This window comes from Nocardia aurantia (assembly GCF_009604425.1).
Taxonomy (GTDB): domain Bacteria; phylum Actinomycetota; class Actinomycetes; order Mycobacteriales; family Mycobacteriaceae; genus Nocardia; species Nocardia aurantia.
This window is the reverse complement of sequence record NZ_WEGI01000014.1, coordinates 114,324-129,621: the sequence shown is the minus strand read 5'-3', so window position 1 is coordinate 129,621 and position 15,298 is coordinate 114,324. Positions and strand designations below refer to the sequence as shown.

General features: G+C 71.6%; 14 protein-coding genes. 7 read left to right on the top strand and 7 right to left on the bottom strand.

Features of this window, described 5'->3' with window-relative positions:
* Window positions 1–194: 194 nt before the first annotated feature.
* Window positions 195–1,262, top strand: coding sequence for an alpha/beta hydrolase (locus NRB56_RS30320; RefSeq protein ID WP_406603547.1), 1,068 nt, complete (start codon window positions 195–197; stop codon window positions 1,260–1,262).
* A gap of 73 nt (window positions 1,263–1,335) precedes the next feature.
* Window positions 1,336–3,366, top strand: a complete 2,031-nt coding sequence (locus NRB56_RS30315) for an ArnT family glycosyltransferase (RefSeq protein ID WP_319943757.1) — start codon at window positions 1,336–1,338, stop codon at window positions 3,364–3,366.
* Between the two features lie 138 nt (window positions 3,367–3,504).
* Here the strand turns inward: NRB56_RS30315 and NRB56_RS30310 are convergent, their stop codons facing one another.
* From NRB56_RS30310 to lexA, 3 genes are all read right to left on the bottom strand, one after another.
* Window positions 3,505–3,975 (bottom strand): carboxymuconolactone decarboxylase family protein, encoded by a 471-nt coding sequence (locus tag NRB56_RS30310; RefSeq protein ID WP_153347754.1) that lies wholly within the window; start codon window positions 3,973–3,975, stop codon window positions 3,505–3,507.
* Between the two features lie 58 nt (window positions 3,976–4,033).
* Window positions 4,034–4,954: a sigma-70 family RNA polymerase sigma factor gene (locus NRB56_RS30305; RefSeq protein WP_319943756.1), complete on the bottom strand. Its 921-nt coding sequence runs from the start codon at window positions 4,952–4,954 to the stop codon at window positions 4,034–4,036.
* A gap of 75 nt (window positions 4,955–5,029) precedes the next feature.
* Window positions 5,030–5,692: a transcriptional repressor LexA gene (gene lexA, locus NRB56_RS30300; RefSeq protein ID WP_319943755.1), complete on the bottom strand. Its 663-nt coding sequence runs from the start codon at window positions 5,690–5,692 to the stop codon at window positions 5,030–5,032.
* A 103-nt stretch (window positions 5,693–5,795) separates the two neighbouring features.
* On the opposite strand from lexA, the gene NRB56_RS30295 reads away from it, so the two are divergent.
* From NRB56_RS30295 to ligD, 3 genes are all read left to right on the top strand, one after another.
* On the top strand, window positions 5,796–6,506 hold the full coding sequence (locus tag NRB56_RS30295; RefSeq protein ID WP_153347752.1) for a TetR/AcrR family transcriptional regulator: 711 nt from the start codon (window positions 5,796–5,798) through the stop codon (window positions 6,504–6,506).
* A 109-nt stretch (window positions 6,507–6,615) separates the two neighbouring features.
* On the top strand, window positions 6,616–8,481 hold the full coding sequence (locus NRB56_RS30290; protein ID WP_153347751.1) for an LCP family protein: 1,866 nt from the start codon (window positions 6,616–6,618) through the stop codon (window positions 8,479–8,481).
* Between the two features lie 30 nt (window positions 8,482–8,511).
* The gene (ligD, locus tag NRB56_RS30285; RefSeq protein WP_319943754.1) at window positions 8,512–9,471 is read left to right on the top strand and encodes a non-homologous end-joining DNA ligase; all 960 of its coding nucleotides are present in this window, start codon (window positions 8,512–8,514) and stop codon (window positions 9,469–9,471) included.
* Between the two features lie 95 nt (window positions 9,472–9,566).
* On the opposite strand, the gene NRB56_RS30280 is transcribed toward ligD, so the two are convergent.
* Complete coding sequence (locus NRB56_RS30280) at window positions 9,567–10,154, bottom strand: TetR/AcrR family transcriptional regulator (RefSeq protein ID WP_319943753.1); 588 nt, start codon at window positions 10,152–10,154, stop codon at window positions 9,567–9,569.
* Window positions 10,155–10,260: 106 nt separating this feature from the next.
* Between NRB56_RS30280 and NRB56_RS30275 the strand changes: the two genes are divergently transcribed.
* Complete coding sequence (locus NRB56_RS30275) at window positions 10,261–10,875, top strand: class I SAM-dependent methyltransferase (protein ID WP_153347750.1); 615 nt, start codon at window positions 10,261–10,263, stop codon at window positions 10,873–10,875.
* A gap of 5 nt (window positions 10,876–10,880) precedes the next feature.
* Window positions 10,881–11,306 (top strand): DUF2218 domain-containing protein, encoded by a 426-nt coding sequence (locus NRB56_RS30270; RefSeq protein ID WP_153347749.1) that lies wholly within the window; start codon window positions 10,881–10,883, stop codon window positions 11,304–11,306.
* A 503-nt stretch (window positions 11,307–11,809) separates the two neighbouring features.
* Here the strand turns inward: NRB56_RS30270 and NRB56_RS30265 are convergent.
* The 3 genes from NRB56_RS30265 to NRB56_RS30255 all read right to left on the bottom strand — a co-directional run bounded on the left by NRB56_RS30265 (window position 11,810) and on the right by NRB56_RS30255 (window position 15,208).
* A complete protein-coding gene (locus NRB56_RS30265) occupies window positions 11,810–13,129 on the bottom strand; it encodes a family 1 glycosylhydrolase (RefSeq protein WP_153347748.1) in 1,320 nt (439 codons plus the stop codon).
* 62 nt (window positions 13,130–13,191) lie between these two features.
* The gene (locus tag NRB56_RS30260) at window positions 13,192–14,520 is read right to left on the bottom strand and encodes a delta-60 repeat domain-containing protein (protein ID WP_153347747.1); all 1,329 of its coding nucleotides are present in this window, start codon (window positions 14,518–14,520) and stop codon (window positions 13,192–13,194) included.
* Window positions 14,521–14,728: 208 nt separating this feature from the next.
* Window positions 14,729–15,208 carry an HAD family hydrolase gene (locus NRB56_RS30255; RefSeq protein WP_153347746.1) on the bottom strand — a complete coding sequence of 160 codons (480 nt, stop codon included), beginning with the start codon at window positions 15,206–15,208 and terminating at the stop codon, window positions 14,729–14,731.
* Window positions 15,209–15,298: the final 90 nt, after the last annotated feature.

Here is a 15,298-nt window from a genome sequence, read left to right as displayed (position 1 = left end):
CGGGCCCCCAGGCCGCGCACAGCGGCCACAGGGCCTGCGCTCGGTACCCGGCCGGCGGCCGTTCATGGTTGTGATCGGCCCCCAGGCCCACCCGGGCGGGACTGGTTTCTTGTCCAGTACCCTGCGCCCCGACTTGTCGGTACCCGCCGCGACGTCCTACCGTCACCGCAAGCGGGGGCCACACATTGGCGGAGGTGGAATTCGTGGGTCGACGTGTCGTCGGATTGTTCGCGCCGCTGCTCGCCGCGGCCGCGCTCGTCCCGGTGGTGCCCGCGGCGGCGGATCAGCCCGGCCCGCCCGCGGTCGCCGCGGCGCTGATCGCCTCGGCCCGGCCCGCCGACGACGGCACCCGGATGACGAAGGCGGTCCCGAACCTGGACCGGTTCATCGATCTGACGGTGCACTCGGCGGCGATGGACACCGACATCACCGTGAAGATCCTGCGCGCCTCGGACACGTCGACGCCCGCGCCGACGCTGTATCTGCTCAACGGTTCCAGCGGCGGCGACGGTGACAGCGGAGGCGGCTGGACCGACCAGACCGACATGGTCGGCTTCTTCGCCGACAAGCAGGTGAACGTGGTGGTGCCGATCGGCGGCCGCGGCAGCTACTTCACCGATTGGCGCACCGCCGATCCGGTGCTGGGCCGGCCGCTGTGGACGACCTTCCTCACCGAGGAACTGCCGCCGGTGATCGATTCGGCGCTGCACACCGACGGCACCGCCGCGATCGCGGGCGTGTCCATGTCGGGGACGTCGGTGTTCCAGCTGGCGATGGCCGCGCCCGGACTGTACAAGGCGATCGGTTCCTACAGCGGCTGTGTGGAGACCAGCAATCCGCAGGGGCAGGCGATGGTCGGCGCGGTGGTGGGCCGCTGGTCCGGTGATCCGGTGAACATGTGGGGGCCGCCGGGCGATCCGACCTGGGCGGCGATGGATCCGTATCTGCACGCGGATCGGTTGCGCGGCACCGCGATCTACGTGTCGAGCGGGACCGGGTGGCCGGGTCCGCTGGACACCATGGACGGTCCCGGCATCGGCGGTGACCCGGTCAAGCTGATCGCGCAGATGCTCAGCGGCGCCCTGCTGGAGACGGTGACCGACACGTGCACGCACGCGTTGCAGGGCCGGTTCGCGGCGCTGCAGATCCCGGCGACCTTCCGGTTCCGGCCCACGGGAACGCATTCCTGGGGTTACTGGCAGCAGGATCTGCACGATTCGTGGCCGATGTTCGCCGACGCGCTCGGCGTCGACGGGTCGTGACCGGCGGGACGCTCTCAGAATTCTCCCAGGCGCACGCCAGGATGCTCACCGGCACGGGTGAGAGACTCCCGCGGTGACAGCGACGACAGCCGACACTGCCCTGCCCGGCTCGACCGATCCCGATCCGACCGATCCCGATCCGATCGACACCGCGGGTCCGCCGCCTGCCCGCCGCTGGGAGCGGATCGCGCTGATCGTGCTGCTGCTCGGCACCGCCGTGGCCTATCTGTGGAACATCACCGTCAACGCGATGGGCAACAGCTTCTACGCCGCCGCCGCGTGGTCCGGCTCGCGCAGCTGGAAGGCGGTGCTGTTCGGTTCGCTGGATCCCTCGAACTTCATCACCGTGGACAAGCCACCGCTCTCGCAGTGGGTGATGGGGGTGTCGGTGCGGCTGTTCGGCTTCTCCAGCGCGTCCATGCTGGTGCCGGAGGCGCTGATGGCCGTCGCCGCGGTCGCGCTGCTCTACGCGACGGTCACCGGGGTCACCGGCAGCCGCGGCGCGGGCCTGCTGGGCGGGCTGGCGCTGGCGGTGACGCCGGTGGCGGCGTTGATGTTCCGGTTCGACAATCCCGACGCGGTGATGGTGCTGGCGATGACCGTCGCCGCGTGGTGCACCGTGCGGGCCCTGCCGAAAGCCGATGTGCGGTGGCTGATCTGGGCCGGGGTGGCGCTCGGTTTCGCGTTCCTGGCCAAGATGCTGGAAGGGCTGATGGTGCTGCCCGCGCTGGCGCTGACCTATCTGCTGGTCGCCCCGGCCACGATCGGCAGGCGGCTGCTGCATCTGCTGGCGGCCGCGGCGGCGCTGGTCGTCTCGTCGGGCTGGTATGTGCTGCTGACGATCCTGTGGCCGGCGTCGTCGCGGCCGTATCTGGCCGGGTCGGCGAACGACACGTTCATGGATCTGGTGCTGGGCTACAACGGCTTCGCGCGCTACCTCGGACACAATCATCACGGCCGCAATCTGTTCCAGCCGCCGCCGGGGTACCAGTTCCCCCGATTCGGTGGCGGCGGAGGCGGTTTCGGCGGTAACGGGACCGGCCCGACGCGAATGTTCGCCGGGGAGATCGGTTTCGAGATCTCGTGGCTGCTGCCGGCGGCGGTGGTGGCGTTCGTGCTGGTGCTGGTGCTGCGGTGGCGGGCGCCGCGGACGGACCTCGTGCGCGGCGCGGCGCTGCTGTTCGGGCTGTGGCTGCTGATCGACTCGGTCGCGTTCTCCGGCATGAAGGGTGGCATGCACGCCTATTACACGCTGGCGATCGCGCCGGCGGTGGCGGGCAGTCTCGCGCTCGGCGCGCACGAGGCGTGGGCGCGGCGCGGCACCGCGGCGGGGCGGATCGGCGGCGCGCTGCTGGTGGCCGCCGGTGGCGGCTGGGCGTTCGTGCTGTTGCGCCGCAACGCTTCCTGGCAGCCGTGGCTGCGCTGGGCGATCCTGGCGGTGACCGTGGTCGCGGTGGTGGCGCTGGTGGCCACGGTGATTCCGCCGCTGGGCCGGCGGGTGCCCCGCCGGGTGACGGCGCTGCTGCTGGCGGCCGGGATGGTCGCGGGGCTGGCCGGTTCGACCGCGTACGCCGCGGCGACGCTGCCGCAATCGCACACCGGCGGTGGGCCTTCGGTGGGTCCGGCGCGGCCGGAGCCGCAGTCCGGCGCGTTCGCGATGTTCCGGAAACAGTTGTCGGTGATGATGGGCGGCACCGACTACGATCCGCAGCTGGTGTCGCTGTTGCAGGCGACGCACACCCGGTGGTCGGCGGCGATCGATCGGTCCGGTCCGGCCGCGGGGCTGGAATTGGCCACGCGCACACCGGTACTGGCCATCGGCGGGTTCACCTCGGAGGATCCGGCGCCGGGGCTGCCGCGGTTCGAGGAACTGGCCCGCACCCATCAGATCTCCTACTATCTGGCCACCGAGGTGAAGCTGCCGGACGCGTGGCGCACCGACAGGAGCGCGGACGCGAAACCCGATGCGGCCCCGTACAGTCCGGCGGCGGGCTGGTGGCATCCGGTCGGGGACGAGGACATCTATCAGTGGGTGTCGGCGCACTATCCGGCCCGGCATCTGGACGGGCTGGTGGTGTACGACCTGACCGCGGACCCGCACTGATCGCGGCCCTGCACTGATGGCGACCGGATCCGGCCGCGACCCGACCGAGCACTGATCGCGACCCGGCACCGGTCGCGACCCGGGACCGGGTCACGGACCAGTGCCGGGTCGCCGGCCGACGTCGGCGACCGGCCGCGGTCAGGCGGCGACGGTGGCCTGGCGGATCGGATCGGGCTTCAGCAGGAGCGCGATGTTCATCCAGAATCCGGCCGTCGCGAGCGTGACCACGAGAGTCGTCAGCGCCTTCGGGTCGTAGTACCGGGCGGCCGTGGCAAACAGGTCGTCGGGTACCCGTTCGCCGCCGCGCGGGGTGGGCCCGAAGGTGGCCTCGGTGAGGGCCAGCGCGGCCCGTTCGGCCTCGCTGAAATACGGTGAGTCCCACCAGGTCACGAGGGAGGCTATCCGATCCTCGGACTCCCCCGCGCCGCGCAGGCTCGCGGTGTGCCGGGCGACCTGGTAGGTGTTGCCGACGATCTGACCGGCGCGCAGGAATACCAGGGTGCCGGTGTTCTGCGGCAGCGCCCCGTTGCCGGTGGCCCTGACCAGGGCGGCGGCCGCCTCCTGGATCTCGGGCACGAGCGCGTTGGCGTCGGGTATGCGTGGTGACATGTCGTCCTCCGGACGAGTCGGGGGTGGATGCGTATCCCGGCCGGTGCCGGGTGCACCGCTATGACGAGCGCGGGCCCGCGGAGGTGACCGGATCCGGCCGATCGTCGAATCCGGGCAGGTCGAGGCGGCCCAGCCGGTCGGGATCGGCGAGGATGTCGATGCCGGCGATCCGGCCCCCGGCGACGGTGAAACTCATCAGCGAGATCGGCCGGCCGTCCCGCACACCGGCCAGGCCGGGCAGCCCGTTGATCAGCACCGGCCGCATGGTCGCGCCGGCGCCGCCGCCGCGACGGAAGCCGGTGGCCTGCCCGGCCACCGTCGCCGCGCCGCGCACGGTCTGCAACGGGTGGGCGCCGGTGTCGGCGCGCAGCAGCACGTCGGGGTCGAGGATCGCCAGCAGCGCGTCGAAATCGCCTCCGGCGGCGGCGTTGCGGAACGCGTCGACGGCGCGGCGGTGCTCGGCGGGGTCGCCACCGGGGTGGGGTGCGGCGCGCACCCGCCGCCGGGCCCGGCTGGCCAGTTTCTTCGCCGCGCCGGGCGTGCGGTCCACCAGCGGGCCGATCTGCTCGAACGGCAGCCCGAACATGTCGTGCAGGACGAAGGCGAGTCGTTCGGCCGGGGCCAGGGAGTGCAGGACGACCTGCAGGGCCAGGCCGACCGCATCGGCCAGCAGCGCTTGGTGTTCCGGGTCGCCGGCGTCGTCGGCGCCGACGACGGGGTCGGGCAGGTGCTCGGGCAGCGGTTGCTCGCGGTGGGCGGTGCGGGCGCGCAGGAGGTCCAGGCACACCCGGCCGACGACGGTGGTCAGCCAGGCGGCCAGGTTCGCGATCTCACCGGAGTCGTTGCGGGACAAGCGCAGCCACGCCTCCTGCACGGCGTCGTCGGCCTCGGCCAGCGAGCCGAGCATCCGGTAGGCGACGGCTCGCAGCCGGGGGCGGTGGAGTTCGAACTCCACCGCCAGCAGTTCCTCGGGCGTCACGACGGCATTCCTTCCTCCGGGCGGATTCGGTTCGCAGCGTCGACGAATCGCGGCCGGGAAAGGTGACAGCGGCGGCTACACCCGCCGCATCACCGACACCACCTTGCCGAGCACGACCGCGTCGTCGCCGTCGAGGACCGGATAGGCGGGGTTGCGAGGCTCGAGGTGGACGTGACCGTTACGGCGGCGGTACACCTTCACGGTGGCCTCGCCGTCGAGCATGGCGGCGACGATGTCGCCGGAGTTCGCCTCGTGCTGCTGCCGGACGACGACGAGGTCGCCGTCGCAGATGGCGGCGTCGATCATCGAGTCGCCGCGGACCCGCAGCCCGAACACCGTGCCGCGCCCGACCAGGCTGCGGGAGACGGTGAGCAGGTCGTCGGTGTGCTCCTCGGCGAGGATCGGGGTGCCGGCGGCGATGTCGCCGACCACGGGGACCGCGACCGAATCGCCGGTGTCGCCACCGCGCTCCGCCGGTGCGGACCGCAGGAACAGCCGGACGTCGATCGGGCGGGTGACGCTGTCACTGCGGCGCAGGAAACCCTTGTCCTCCAAGGCTTTCAGATGTTTGGACACCGAGGACGGGGAGCGCAGGCCGACCGCGTCGGCCAGTTCGCGGGTGCCGGGCGGATAGCCGTGGCGCACCACCCAGTCGCGGATCACCGCGAGGATGCGCTGTTGTCGCGGCGGCAGCGTGCTGGTGTCGAGGTGCTCGAACGCGTCGTCGTATCCGGTCACCGGGGAATCGTAGTCACATCCGGGGTCGCGGGCGGTGGGCGGCTCCTCGTTCGGAGCAGCGTTCACATTTGCCAACGGTGCTCTCTCGTGGCAGCCTGGGAGGATGGCCGCCACCACGCCCCGGGCGCGCGCCCGCGCCCGCACCATGGAAGACATCGTGCGCATCGGCCGTGAGCACCTGGCGGTGCACGGCGCGGCGGCGCTGTCGCTGCGCGCGGTCGCCCGCGACCTCGGGGTGGTGTCCTCGGCGATCTACCGGTATGTGCGCAGCCGCGACGAACTGCTGACGCTGCTGGTGGTCGACGCCTACACCGAACTCGGCGACGTCGTCGACGCCGCGCTGGCCGCCGCCCCCGCCGATCCGCGGGAACGGTTGCGGGCGCTGGGCCACGCGGTGCGGGACTGGGCCCTGGCCGAACCGGCCCGGTACGGCTTGCTGTTCGGTAGCCCGGTGCCCGGTTACGAGGCGCCCGCCGAGCAGACCGTCGTCCCCGGCACCCGGGTGATCGTGGCGCTGCTGGGCGTGGTCGAGGCCGCCGCCGGTGTGGGCGCGCTGACCGAACCGCCCGCGTCCGCGCCGCCGGCGGCGCTGGGCGCGGACATCGTCGCCATCCGGGCGGAGTTCGGGCTGCGAATGCCCGACTGGGCGCTGGCCCGGGCGCTGCCGGTGTGGTCGGCGCTGTTCGGCGCGGTGAGCTTCGACGTCTTCGACATGTACGGCGCGGACACCTTCACCGACCGGTCCGCGGTCTTCGACTACCAACTCGACACCCTGTGCGCCATGCTCGGGTTCGCCGGCGCGCCGACCGGCTAGAACGCGCTGCGAATGTGCATTCCGTGCCGGGATCGTGCACGATGTCACAACCTGATGACGACAACTCTCAGCGTATCCACAGCACGGTGATGTGAGACTTGACGGCGAGATGAACGACGAAACCCAACCGATACCGGTCGTGGCCGATTCGCGACCGGGAGGTCGCCACACTCGGCCCGAAGGGGCGGAGCGGACGCCGGCGGAGGCGACCGGCGCCGAGCGAGGCTCTCGCGGCCGGGCGGCGGCGCGCGGCCGGCGGGCCGCCGGGGCCCGAGGCGTGCCCGGTCCGGAGCCGGAGGCGGTCGCGGAGCTTCACCCCGCGAGTCCCCCGGGCACGCCGGACGGTCACGCCGCCGCGGTCGCCGATGCCGACAGGCCGACCGATCGGTTCGTCCCGGCGGTGCCGGCCTCGCCGCGGCGGGCGGCCACCCGGCGGGCCGAGCGCACCGCGCGCCGCCGTTCCCGGCAGCGGGTACGGCTGACCGGCCGGATCCTGGCCGCGGCCGGCGCGGTGATCGTCGTGACCGGTACCGGGGCCGCGTACTACACCGAACGCAGTGTGGACCAGGGTTTCACCCGTTCGAAGGCGATCTCCGAACAGGACGCCGCCGCCCTCGACGGCGATCTGAACATCCTGCTGATCGGCCTGGACACCCGTAAGGACCGCAACGGCAACGACCTGCCCAAGGACGTCCTGGACCAGTTGCACGCCGGCGACGGCAGCGAGGGCGGCTACAACGCGAATTCGCTGATCCTGGTGCACATTCCGAAGGATCTGAAGAAGATCACCGCGTTCTCGATTCCGCGCGACGACTACGTGCCCGTCACCGGCATTCCCGGTTACGACCACGTCAAGGTCAAGGAGGCCTACGGCCTGCGCAAGGCGTACCGGGAACAGCAGTTGATGAACCAGGGCGTGAAGGATCAGGTCGAGCTGGAGAAGGAGGGCCGCGAGGCCGGTCGCGAGTCGATCGTCAACACGGTCAAGGCGTTCACCGGGGTGCCGATCAACCGGTTCGCCGAGGTGTCGCTGGTCGGGTTCTACGACATCGCGAATCTGCTCGGCGGCATCGACGTCTGCCTCAATCACGCCGTCGACGACAGCTACTACTCCGGGGCGGTGTTCCCGGCCGGGCCGCAGCATCTCGACGCCTCCGACGCGCTGGCGTTCGTGCGGCAGCGCCACGAGCTGGAGAACGGCGACCTCGACCGCACCCATCGCCAGCAGGCGTTCCTCACCGCGGCGGCCAAACGGCTCAAGGACGGTGGCACGCTCACCAACCTCGGGTCGCTGCAGCGGCTGATCACGTTGGCGCAGAACGACATCGTGCTGTCGCAGGGCTGGAACCTGGTCGATTTCGCGCAGACGATGGGCCGGGCGGGCTCGATCCCGATCGAGTTCCAGACCTTGCCGGTGCTGCGGTACGACACCGTCGACGGGCAGGACGTCAACGTCGTCGATCCGGCGGCGATCAAGCGGACCGTGCGGGCGGCGTTCGGCGTGCAGACCGACCCGGCGCCGAAGACGACGCCGGTCAGCACGGTCGACGTGGTCAACGCCGGGGCGCCGGGCGGGATGGCCGGGAAGGTGTCGACCTCGTTGTCGGCCAAGGGTTTCCCGAAGGGCACGACCGGAAACGCCGGCTACGGGGACGGTTCCAGTTCGGTGGTGTACTTCGGCACCGGCGCCGACACGGACGCGACCCAGGTCGCCGACGCCCTCGGCGGGCTGCCGACCGCGGCGTCGAAGAACGTCGAGCCCGGTCACGTGAAGGTGGTCATCGGCACCGACTTCAACCTGCCCGACGAGCTGACCTCGAGCAGCTCCGCCACCGGTGCGGCGGCCGCGACCGCGACGGAGTCCGGAGCGGGGACCGGTACCTCGGCTGCCACGACGGCCGCCTCGGACGATCTGCCCGATTCCGGCAAGCCGGTCAGCACCAGTATCGGCTCGGAGATTCCCTGCGTGAACTGACGCTGAGTTTGCTGTAAGTATGCTGGAGGTGTGACCGGACTTCCTCGGTACGCGCCGATGCTGGCAGCGGCGGGCAGCCTGCCCCGGGACGACGACCGGTGGGGATACGAGGTGAAGTTCGACGGGATCCGGGCGCTCGGGTATGTCGAGCAGAATCTGCGCCTGTATTCCCGCAACGGTAACGAGATCACCCCGGCGTGGCCGGAGTTCGCCGGGATCGCGCCCGGCACACCGCCTTTCGTGCTGGACGGGGAGATCGTCGCGATCACCGCCGACGGGCGGACCTCGTTCGAGGCGTTGCAGCCGCGGATGCATCAGCGCAATGCCGCGATGATCCGCAGCCTGGCGGGGTCGGTGCCCGCGACCTATCTGATCTTCGATCTGCTGCACATCGGCGACCGGTCCCTGGTGGGGCTGTCGTACGAGCAGCGGCGCGCAATCCTGGAACAGCTCGGGCTCGAGGGCCGCTGCTGGCGGGTGCCGCCGCGGCTGCGCGGACGCGGCGCCGACGTGCTCGCCGAGTCGAAACGGCTCGGGCTCGAGGGGGTCGTGTGCAAACGACTGGACAGTCCGTATCTGGCGGGGCGGCGCAGTCCGTGGTGGACGAAGGTCAAGAACGTCAACGAGCAGGAGGTGGTGATCGTCGGCTGGAAACCGGGGAACGGCAGGCGTTCCGGCCGGATCGGGTCGCTGCTGATGGCCGTGTCCGATACCGCCGGGCAGCTGACCTACGTGGGGAACGTGGGGACCGGATTCAGTGCGGCGGCCCTGGAGGAGCTGCAGGCGAGCCTGGCGCGGATCCGCACCGAGAAGCCCACGGTGGCAGCCGATGTCAGGGATGTGGTGTGGGTCGCGCCCGAGCTCGTCGGGGAGGTGAGCTTCACCGAGTGGACCGGTGACGGCCGGTTGCGCCATCCCTCCTGGCGGGGGTTGCGGCCGGACAAGTCGCCGCGCGAGGTGGTCAGGGAGCCGACGGCCGGGGGGCGGTGAGATGTGCCGGGCCGCCGGGCAATTCGTTCGGCGGGCCGCTCGCGGGGAGGGTCGGCTCACCGGTGTCCCGGTGGCGCGCCGCGGGGCCGGCGTCGCTACCGGGCGGGGGTGCGCAGGCCGGTGAGGGTGAGGTCGATCAGGCGGGTGATCGCGGTGTCGGTGGTGAGGGTGGCGGCGCCGTTGAGGGCGTGCAGGCAGTAGTTGGCCAGTTCGGCGGGGTCGATGTCGCCGCGGAGGTGGCCGGTGGCGGCGCTCTCGGCGATCAGGGCGCCGATCAGTTCGCGCAGGTGTTGCTGGGCGTCGGCGATCTGCTGGTCGGGGTGGAGGAATTTCACCAGTTCGGTGTCGTGGCTGCGGGTTTGCCGGACGATGTGCGCGTAGCTGGTGAGCACGGCGGTGAGGCGTTGGGCCGGGTCGCCTGTGCCGTCGCGGACCGCGGTCAGCTGTCGCAGGTGTTCGCCGATCTGGCGGCCGTGCCAGGCGTGCAGGATCGCGTCGACGTCCGGGAAATACTTGTACAGCGTCGCCCGGCCGATCCCGGCTCGTTCGGCGATCTGCGCCATCGTGACCGCCCGCAGCCCGTGTTCGAACACCAGGGCCGCGGTGGTGTCGAGGATCGCGTCGCGCACCTGGGAGCGATGCGAGGCGATGGTGTCGTTCCACAGCTTCGGCACCCCGGTCACGATACACGCCTTCCAGCATGGATACATTGGGTCTTGCATCGATACACTGTGTCTGGATAAATTCGGCGGCGACCGCATTCCGCCGTCGTTCCGAGGAGAAACCACGATGCTCACCCCCGCCCATCCCCCGCGTCCGGAGCACGGGCGTCCCGGCCCGGACACCCTGTACGCCACCAAGCCGCCGTGGGATATCGATCGGCCGCAGCCGAGGTTCGCGGCGCTGGCCGAGGCCGGTGCGCTGACCAGCCGGGTCCTCGATGCCGGTTGCGGCACAGGCGAACACGCGCTGCTCGCCGCCGGCCTGGGGCTGGACGCCACCGGTGTGGATCTGTCCGCGGCGGCGCTGGCGACCGCGACGGCCAAGGCCCGCAGCCGCGGCCTGACCGCGCGATTCGTGCAGTGCGACGCGAGTGCGCCGGCCGATCTGGGCGAAACCTTCGACACCGTGCTCGATTGCGGGTTGTTCCACCTGTTCACCGGTGCGGACCGGGATCGGTACGTGCGTGCGCTGGCGGCGGTGATACCTTCGGGTGGAACGTTTTTCATGCTGGGCTTCAGTGACGCGCAACCCGGCTCGTACGGTCCGCACCGGTTGCGCCGGGAGGAGATCGTGGCGGCGTTCACCGACGGCTGGCGCCTGGACACCCTGGAGCCGGCCACCCTCGATGTCGCGGGGCCCGCTTCGGTCGCCGCGTGGTTCGCGCGGGTGACGAGGTTGTGACGAGAATGCCTGTGCTGCATGCCCGTATCGCCACCGACCGATCGGCCCGATATCTTGCGCAGTTCTGCCGCCACGCCGCCGCGATGGGTGACGGCCGGGCCCACCGCTTCCGGGGCCACGGCGCCGCCGGACCTGTGCCACCGGCGGACGAGCCGGTGCAGGCCGTCGCGGTCGGCGGCGGTGGTGTGACCGGCGGCGCGCGGGTCACCGCGCAGTGGGACGACACCACCGGGCAGGTGATCTTCGACCCGTGGGGCCGGGCGGACCTGACCGCCGGCCCGGGTGTCCTGTCGATCCGCCTCGACGCCGTCGATGAAGCGGCGGCTACCCGATTGTGCGCCGTCATCGCCGCCGATCTGCATCGGTTCGGGCGCCTGTCGGTCGAATGGGTCGCGGCCGAAACGGATTGCGCGGCGGAGGATCCGAAGTGAGGCGGCGTGGAGTCACCCGGCACGGCCGGCCTCCGTCGTCCGGGAACGCGACCGCCGGGCACAGGTGGGCCGCCCTGCACCGGCACGGCCGGATCGCGCTCGCTCAGCACGGATCGGCTGAGTCGTCGGGGCGCGGACCGGTGTTGCCCGCGCACACCGGGCCCGCTGCCCCGTTCCTGCCCGACCGGGACGAATCGGGTTCGCGCGCAGCGGTTTCGCGGTGGTGGGGGCGTCCCGCCCTGCCGGTTGTGGTGGTTCTGCTGTCGGCCTTGGTGTTTCATGCGGCAGCGGCCGGTTTCGCGTTCACCGGCTGGGAACTGCCGATCGGGACCGTCGCCGTGATGGTCGCCGTCAAGTTGACCGCCTCGGCCGCCTATTACTTTCGCCGACGGCATCGGTCCGCGATACCCGCCTCCGCAGGCAGCAGGTCGCCGCGACACGGGCGGCGTAGACCGGCGGCGTAGACCGGCGGGCCCGCCCCGGGTGGGCGGGCCTGCCGCCGGTCAGGGGGCGTGGACGGGGTCGTCGCAGCTCGCGGGTGGGTCGACCAGGGAGCAGGGGACGGGTGGGCGGGTGGGGTGGTAGTCGGCGGGGACTCCGCCGTCGCGGGCGAGGGTGGCGAAGGTTTCGACGGCGTCGGTGGGGTGGCGGGTCAGGGTGGGGTCGGTGTCGACGTCGACGGTGTAGAGGCCGAAACGTGGTGTGTAGCTGCCCCATTCGTAGTTGTCGGTGAGGCTCCAGTAGTTGTAGCCGCGGACGTCGATGCCGTCGGCGCGGGCGCGTTGCAGCCAGTAGACGGTGTCGCGGAGGTGGTCGGCGCGGGTGTAGCCGTCGGGGCGGGGGCGGCCGTCCTCGGTGGGGATGCCGTTCTCCACCACGTAGAGGGGTTTGCCGGGAAAGAGCCGGGCGTAGTGGCGGAGGGCGTAGTAGATGCCCTCGGTTTGCTCGGGTAGTTCCCACATGTCCGGTGAGCCGGCGTCGGTGCCGGCGAGGGCGGTCTGCGCGGTCGGGCCGAAATAGTAGTCCACGCCGAGGAAGTCGAGTTTCGCGGCGATCCGGTCGACGAAGGGCTGGTTCACCTCGGTTTCGGCGGCGGGCACGTAGCCGAGGTTGCTGGTGACCTGGGCGGTGGGTTGCAGGAGGTGGATGAAGTCGTAGATCTCGTTGTGCGCCTGGGCGAGCCGGTCGGTCATCAGTGGCGCCTCGGCGGGGGTGAGGGCGCCGATGCGCAGTTCGGTGCCGACGTAGGCGGCGGGTTCGTTGATCGTGACCCACAGGGGGTCGCGGCCGGCGAAGCGGTGCACCACTTCCCGGGCGTTGCGCAGCCAGTCGGCGACCATGGCGGGGTTGCGCCAGCCGCCGCGGTCGGCGGCCCAGCCGGGGTAGACCCAATGGTCCAGGGTCAGCATGGGTTTCATGCCGGCGGCGATGATGCGGTCGACGATCTGCTCGTAGGTGCGCAGGGCCGGTTCGTCCCAGCTGTCCGGAACCGGTTGCACGCGTGCCCATTCGATGCTGATGCGGTACACCTTCGCGCCGAGGCCGGCGGCGCGGTCGATGTCGGCGGCGTAGTTGCCGAGGAAGTCGACCGACTGCCGGTACGGCTCGACCGCGCCGCCGGCGATGTAGCGGGTCCAATTGCTGTCGGGCGCATCGCCTTCGGATTGGAACCCGGATGCCGATACGCCCCAGCGGAAGTCGTCGCCGAGGGGGGCGACACTCGCGGGCCCGGCGGCCGCGGGGGCGGCGCCGGGCCCGGCGGTGAGCACGATCAGGGTGGTGGCGCATCCGGCCAGCGTCCGCCGGCCCTTCGACTGTCGCATTCCAGCAAGCGTAGCTACCGGATTGCTGTATCCCGGTGGGTGAATCGGACGTGTCGCGGGGGTCAGGCGCGGTAGCGCACGAGGGCGAAGCTGTCGCCGAGGATCGGGTCGTGGGTGATGCCGGCGATGACGATGCGGCCGTCGGGCTGGACGGCGACGGCGCGGCCCTGGTCGGCCTTCTTGCCGAATTCGGTGGTGGCCTGCCCGTTGCGGCCGAAGGCGGGGTCGAGGGTGCCGTCGCGGGTGTAGCGGGCGACGGCGATCCGGTCGGTGTTCTCGTCGCCGTGGCTGGTGCCGGCGACCACGATCTTGCCGCCGGCCTGGATGCCGACGGCGTTGGCGCTGTCGGCGGCGCCGCCGAAGTCGGTGGCCACCGCGCCGGCCTTGCCGAAGGTGGGGTCGAGCCGGCCGTCGGCGGTGTAGCGGACGAGCAGGAAGTTGTCGCCCTGCACGAGGTCGTGGGTGGAGCCGGCGACGAGGATCCGGCCGTCGGGTTGCAGGGCCACGGCGTTGCCGCGGTCGTCGGTGCCGGTGAGGTCGGTGGAGATGCGGCCGCCGTCGCCGAATCCGGTGTCGAGGGTGCCGTCGGGGCGGTAGCGGGCGACGGCGATGTTGTCGCCGGTGCCGTTGCCCTGGTTGGTGCCGACGGCGACGATGCGGCCGTCGGGCTGGACGACGACGGCGTTGGCGGTGTCGGCGCGGCCGCCGAAGTCGGTGGACACGACGCCCGCGGTGCCGAAGCCGGGGTCGAGGGTGCCGTCGGGCAGGTAGCGGAGCAGGACGAATTCGTCGCCGCGGTCAGGGTCGTGGGTGGAGCCGGCGACGATCAGTTTGCCGTCGGGCTGCAGGGCGGCGGCGTTGCCGTGGTCGGCCCGGCTGCCGAGGTCGGTCGACACCTGGCCCGCGACGCCGAAGGCCGGGTCGGGCCGGCCGTCGGCGGTGTAGCGGGCGACGGCGATGATGTCGCCGTCGCCGTCGCCGCGGCTGGTGCCGACGGCGACGATGCGGCCGTCGGGCTGGACGAGGACCGCGGCGGCCACATCGGAGCGGCCGTCGAAATCGGCGGACACGACGCCCTTGTCGCCGAAGGCGGGGTCCTCGGTGCCGTCGGGCAGGTAGCGGACGATCGCGAAGTTGTCGCCCTGTGCGGTGTCGCGGGTGACGCCGGCGGCGACGATGCGGCCGTCGGGCTGGACGGCGACGGCGCGGGCGCGGCTCTCGGGGCCGACCGGGGACCAGACCTTGCCGTGCGCGCCGAAACCGATGTCCAGGGTGCCCGGGGTGGTGGCGTGCGCGGGTGTGCAGGCGGTGAGCGCGGCCACGGCGGTGACGCCGAGACCTGTTCGCCATCGGGATGTTGCGGGTGGAACCGGTGGTGCGGCAACCGACATCTGACTACCTCGATTCAAAGAAGAAGGGGTAGAGCGTTGTTCGGCGAATCCACGAGAAGCCCGGACAGTATGCCCGCCTCGACCGGCGGTGACACGAATTGAACGTGGTACGGCGACAGCGTGTTTCCCGGTGGCCGCCGTCGGCGGGGATCGGCGCGCGTGTCGCCACGCCGGGGTGCGGCGTGTCGGGTTTTTGCGGCGCGGCGGGTTACTGCGCGGAGATGTGCGCGAAGCCCATCGGCGAGGTGGGCGGCGGCGCGTTGGTGACCGGCGCGCGGAATTCCTGCAGATCGGCGAGGACGTCGACGTGCCGGCCGGCGTAGCAGCGCACCTGGGGCAGGGCGTGGGCGACCTCGCTGCGTTCCAGCGGTTCGGCGTCGATGTAGCCGACGGCGTCCAGGCCGATGCCCAGTTGGGTGGCGATGCGGGTGAGGGCGGCCGATTTACGGCCCCAGCCGACCTCGACGGTGGCGAAGGCGGCGTGCAGCCCGTGCCGTTGCAGGGTGTCGGTGGTCCAGGCCCATTCGCCGCGGCTGGCGACCGCGTGCAGGATACCGCGGCGGGTGAGGGTGCGCAGCGCGCGTAGCGCGTCCGGCCGCAGCACCCCGTTGGTGGAATCGCAGACGACGCCGTCCCACAACGTGTTGTCCACTTCCCAGACAAGACATTTCACGGCCGGTGCTGTCATCTCGCCCCTAGGGTCGACTCTCCTGCGGGGTCCGGCCACCGCGGGAAGCACGGCCGACGGACACACCGCTACCATTCAGGTACCGCTCGC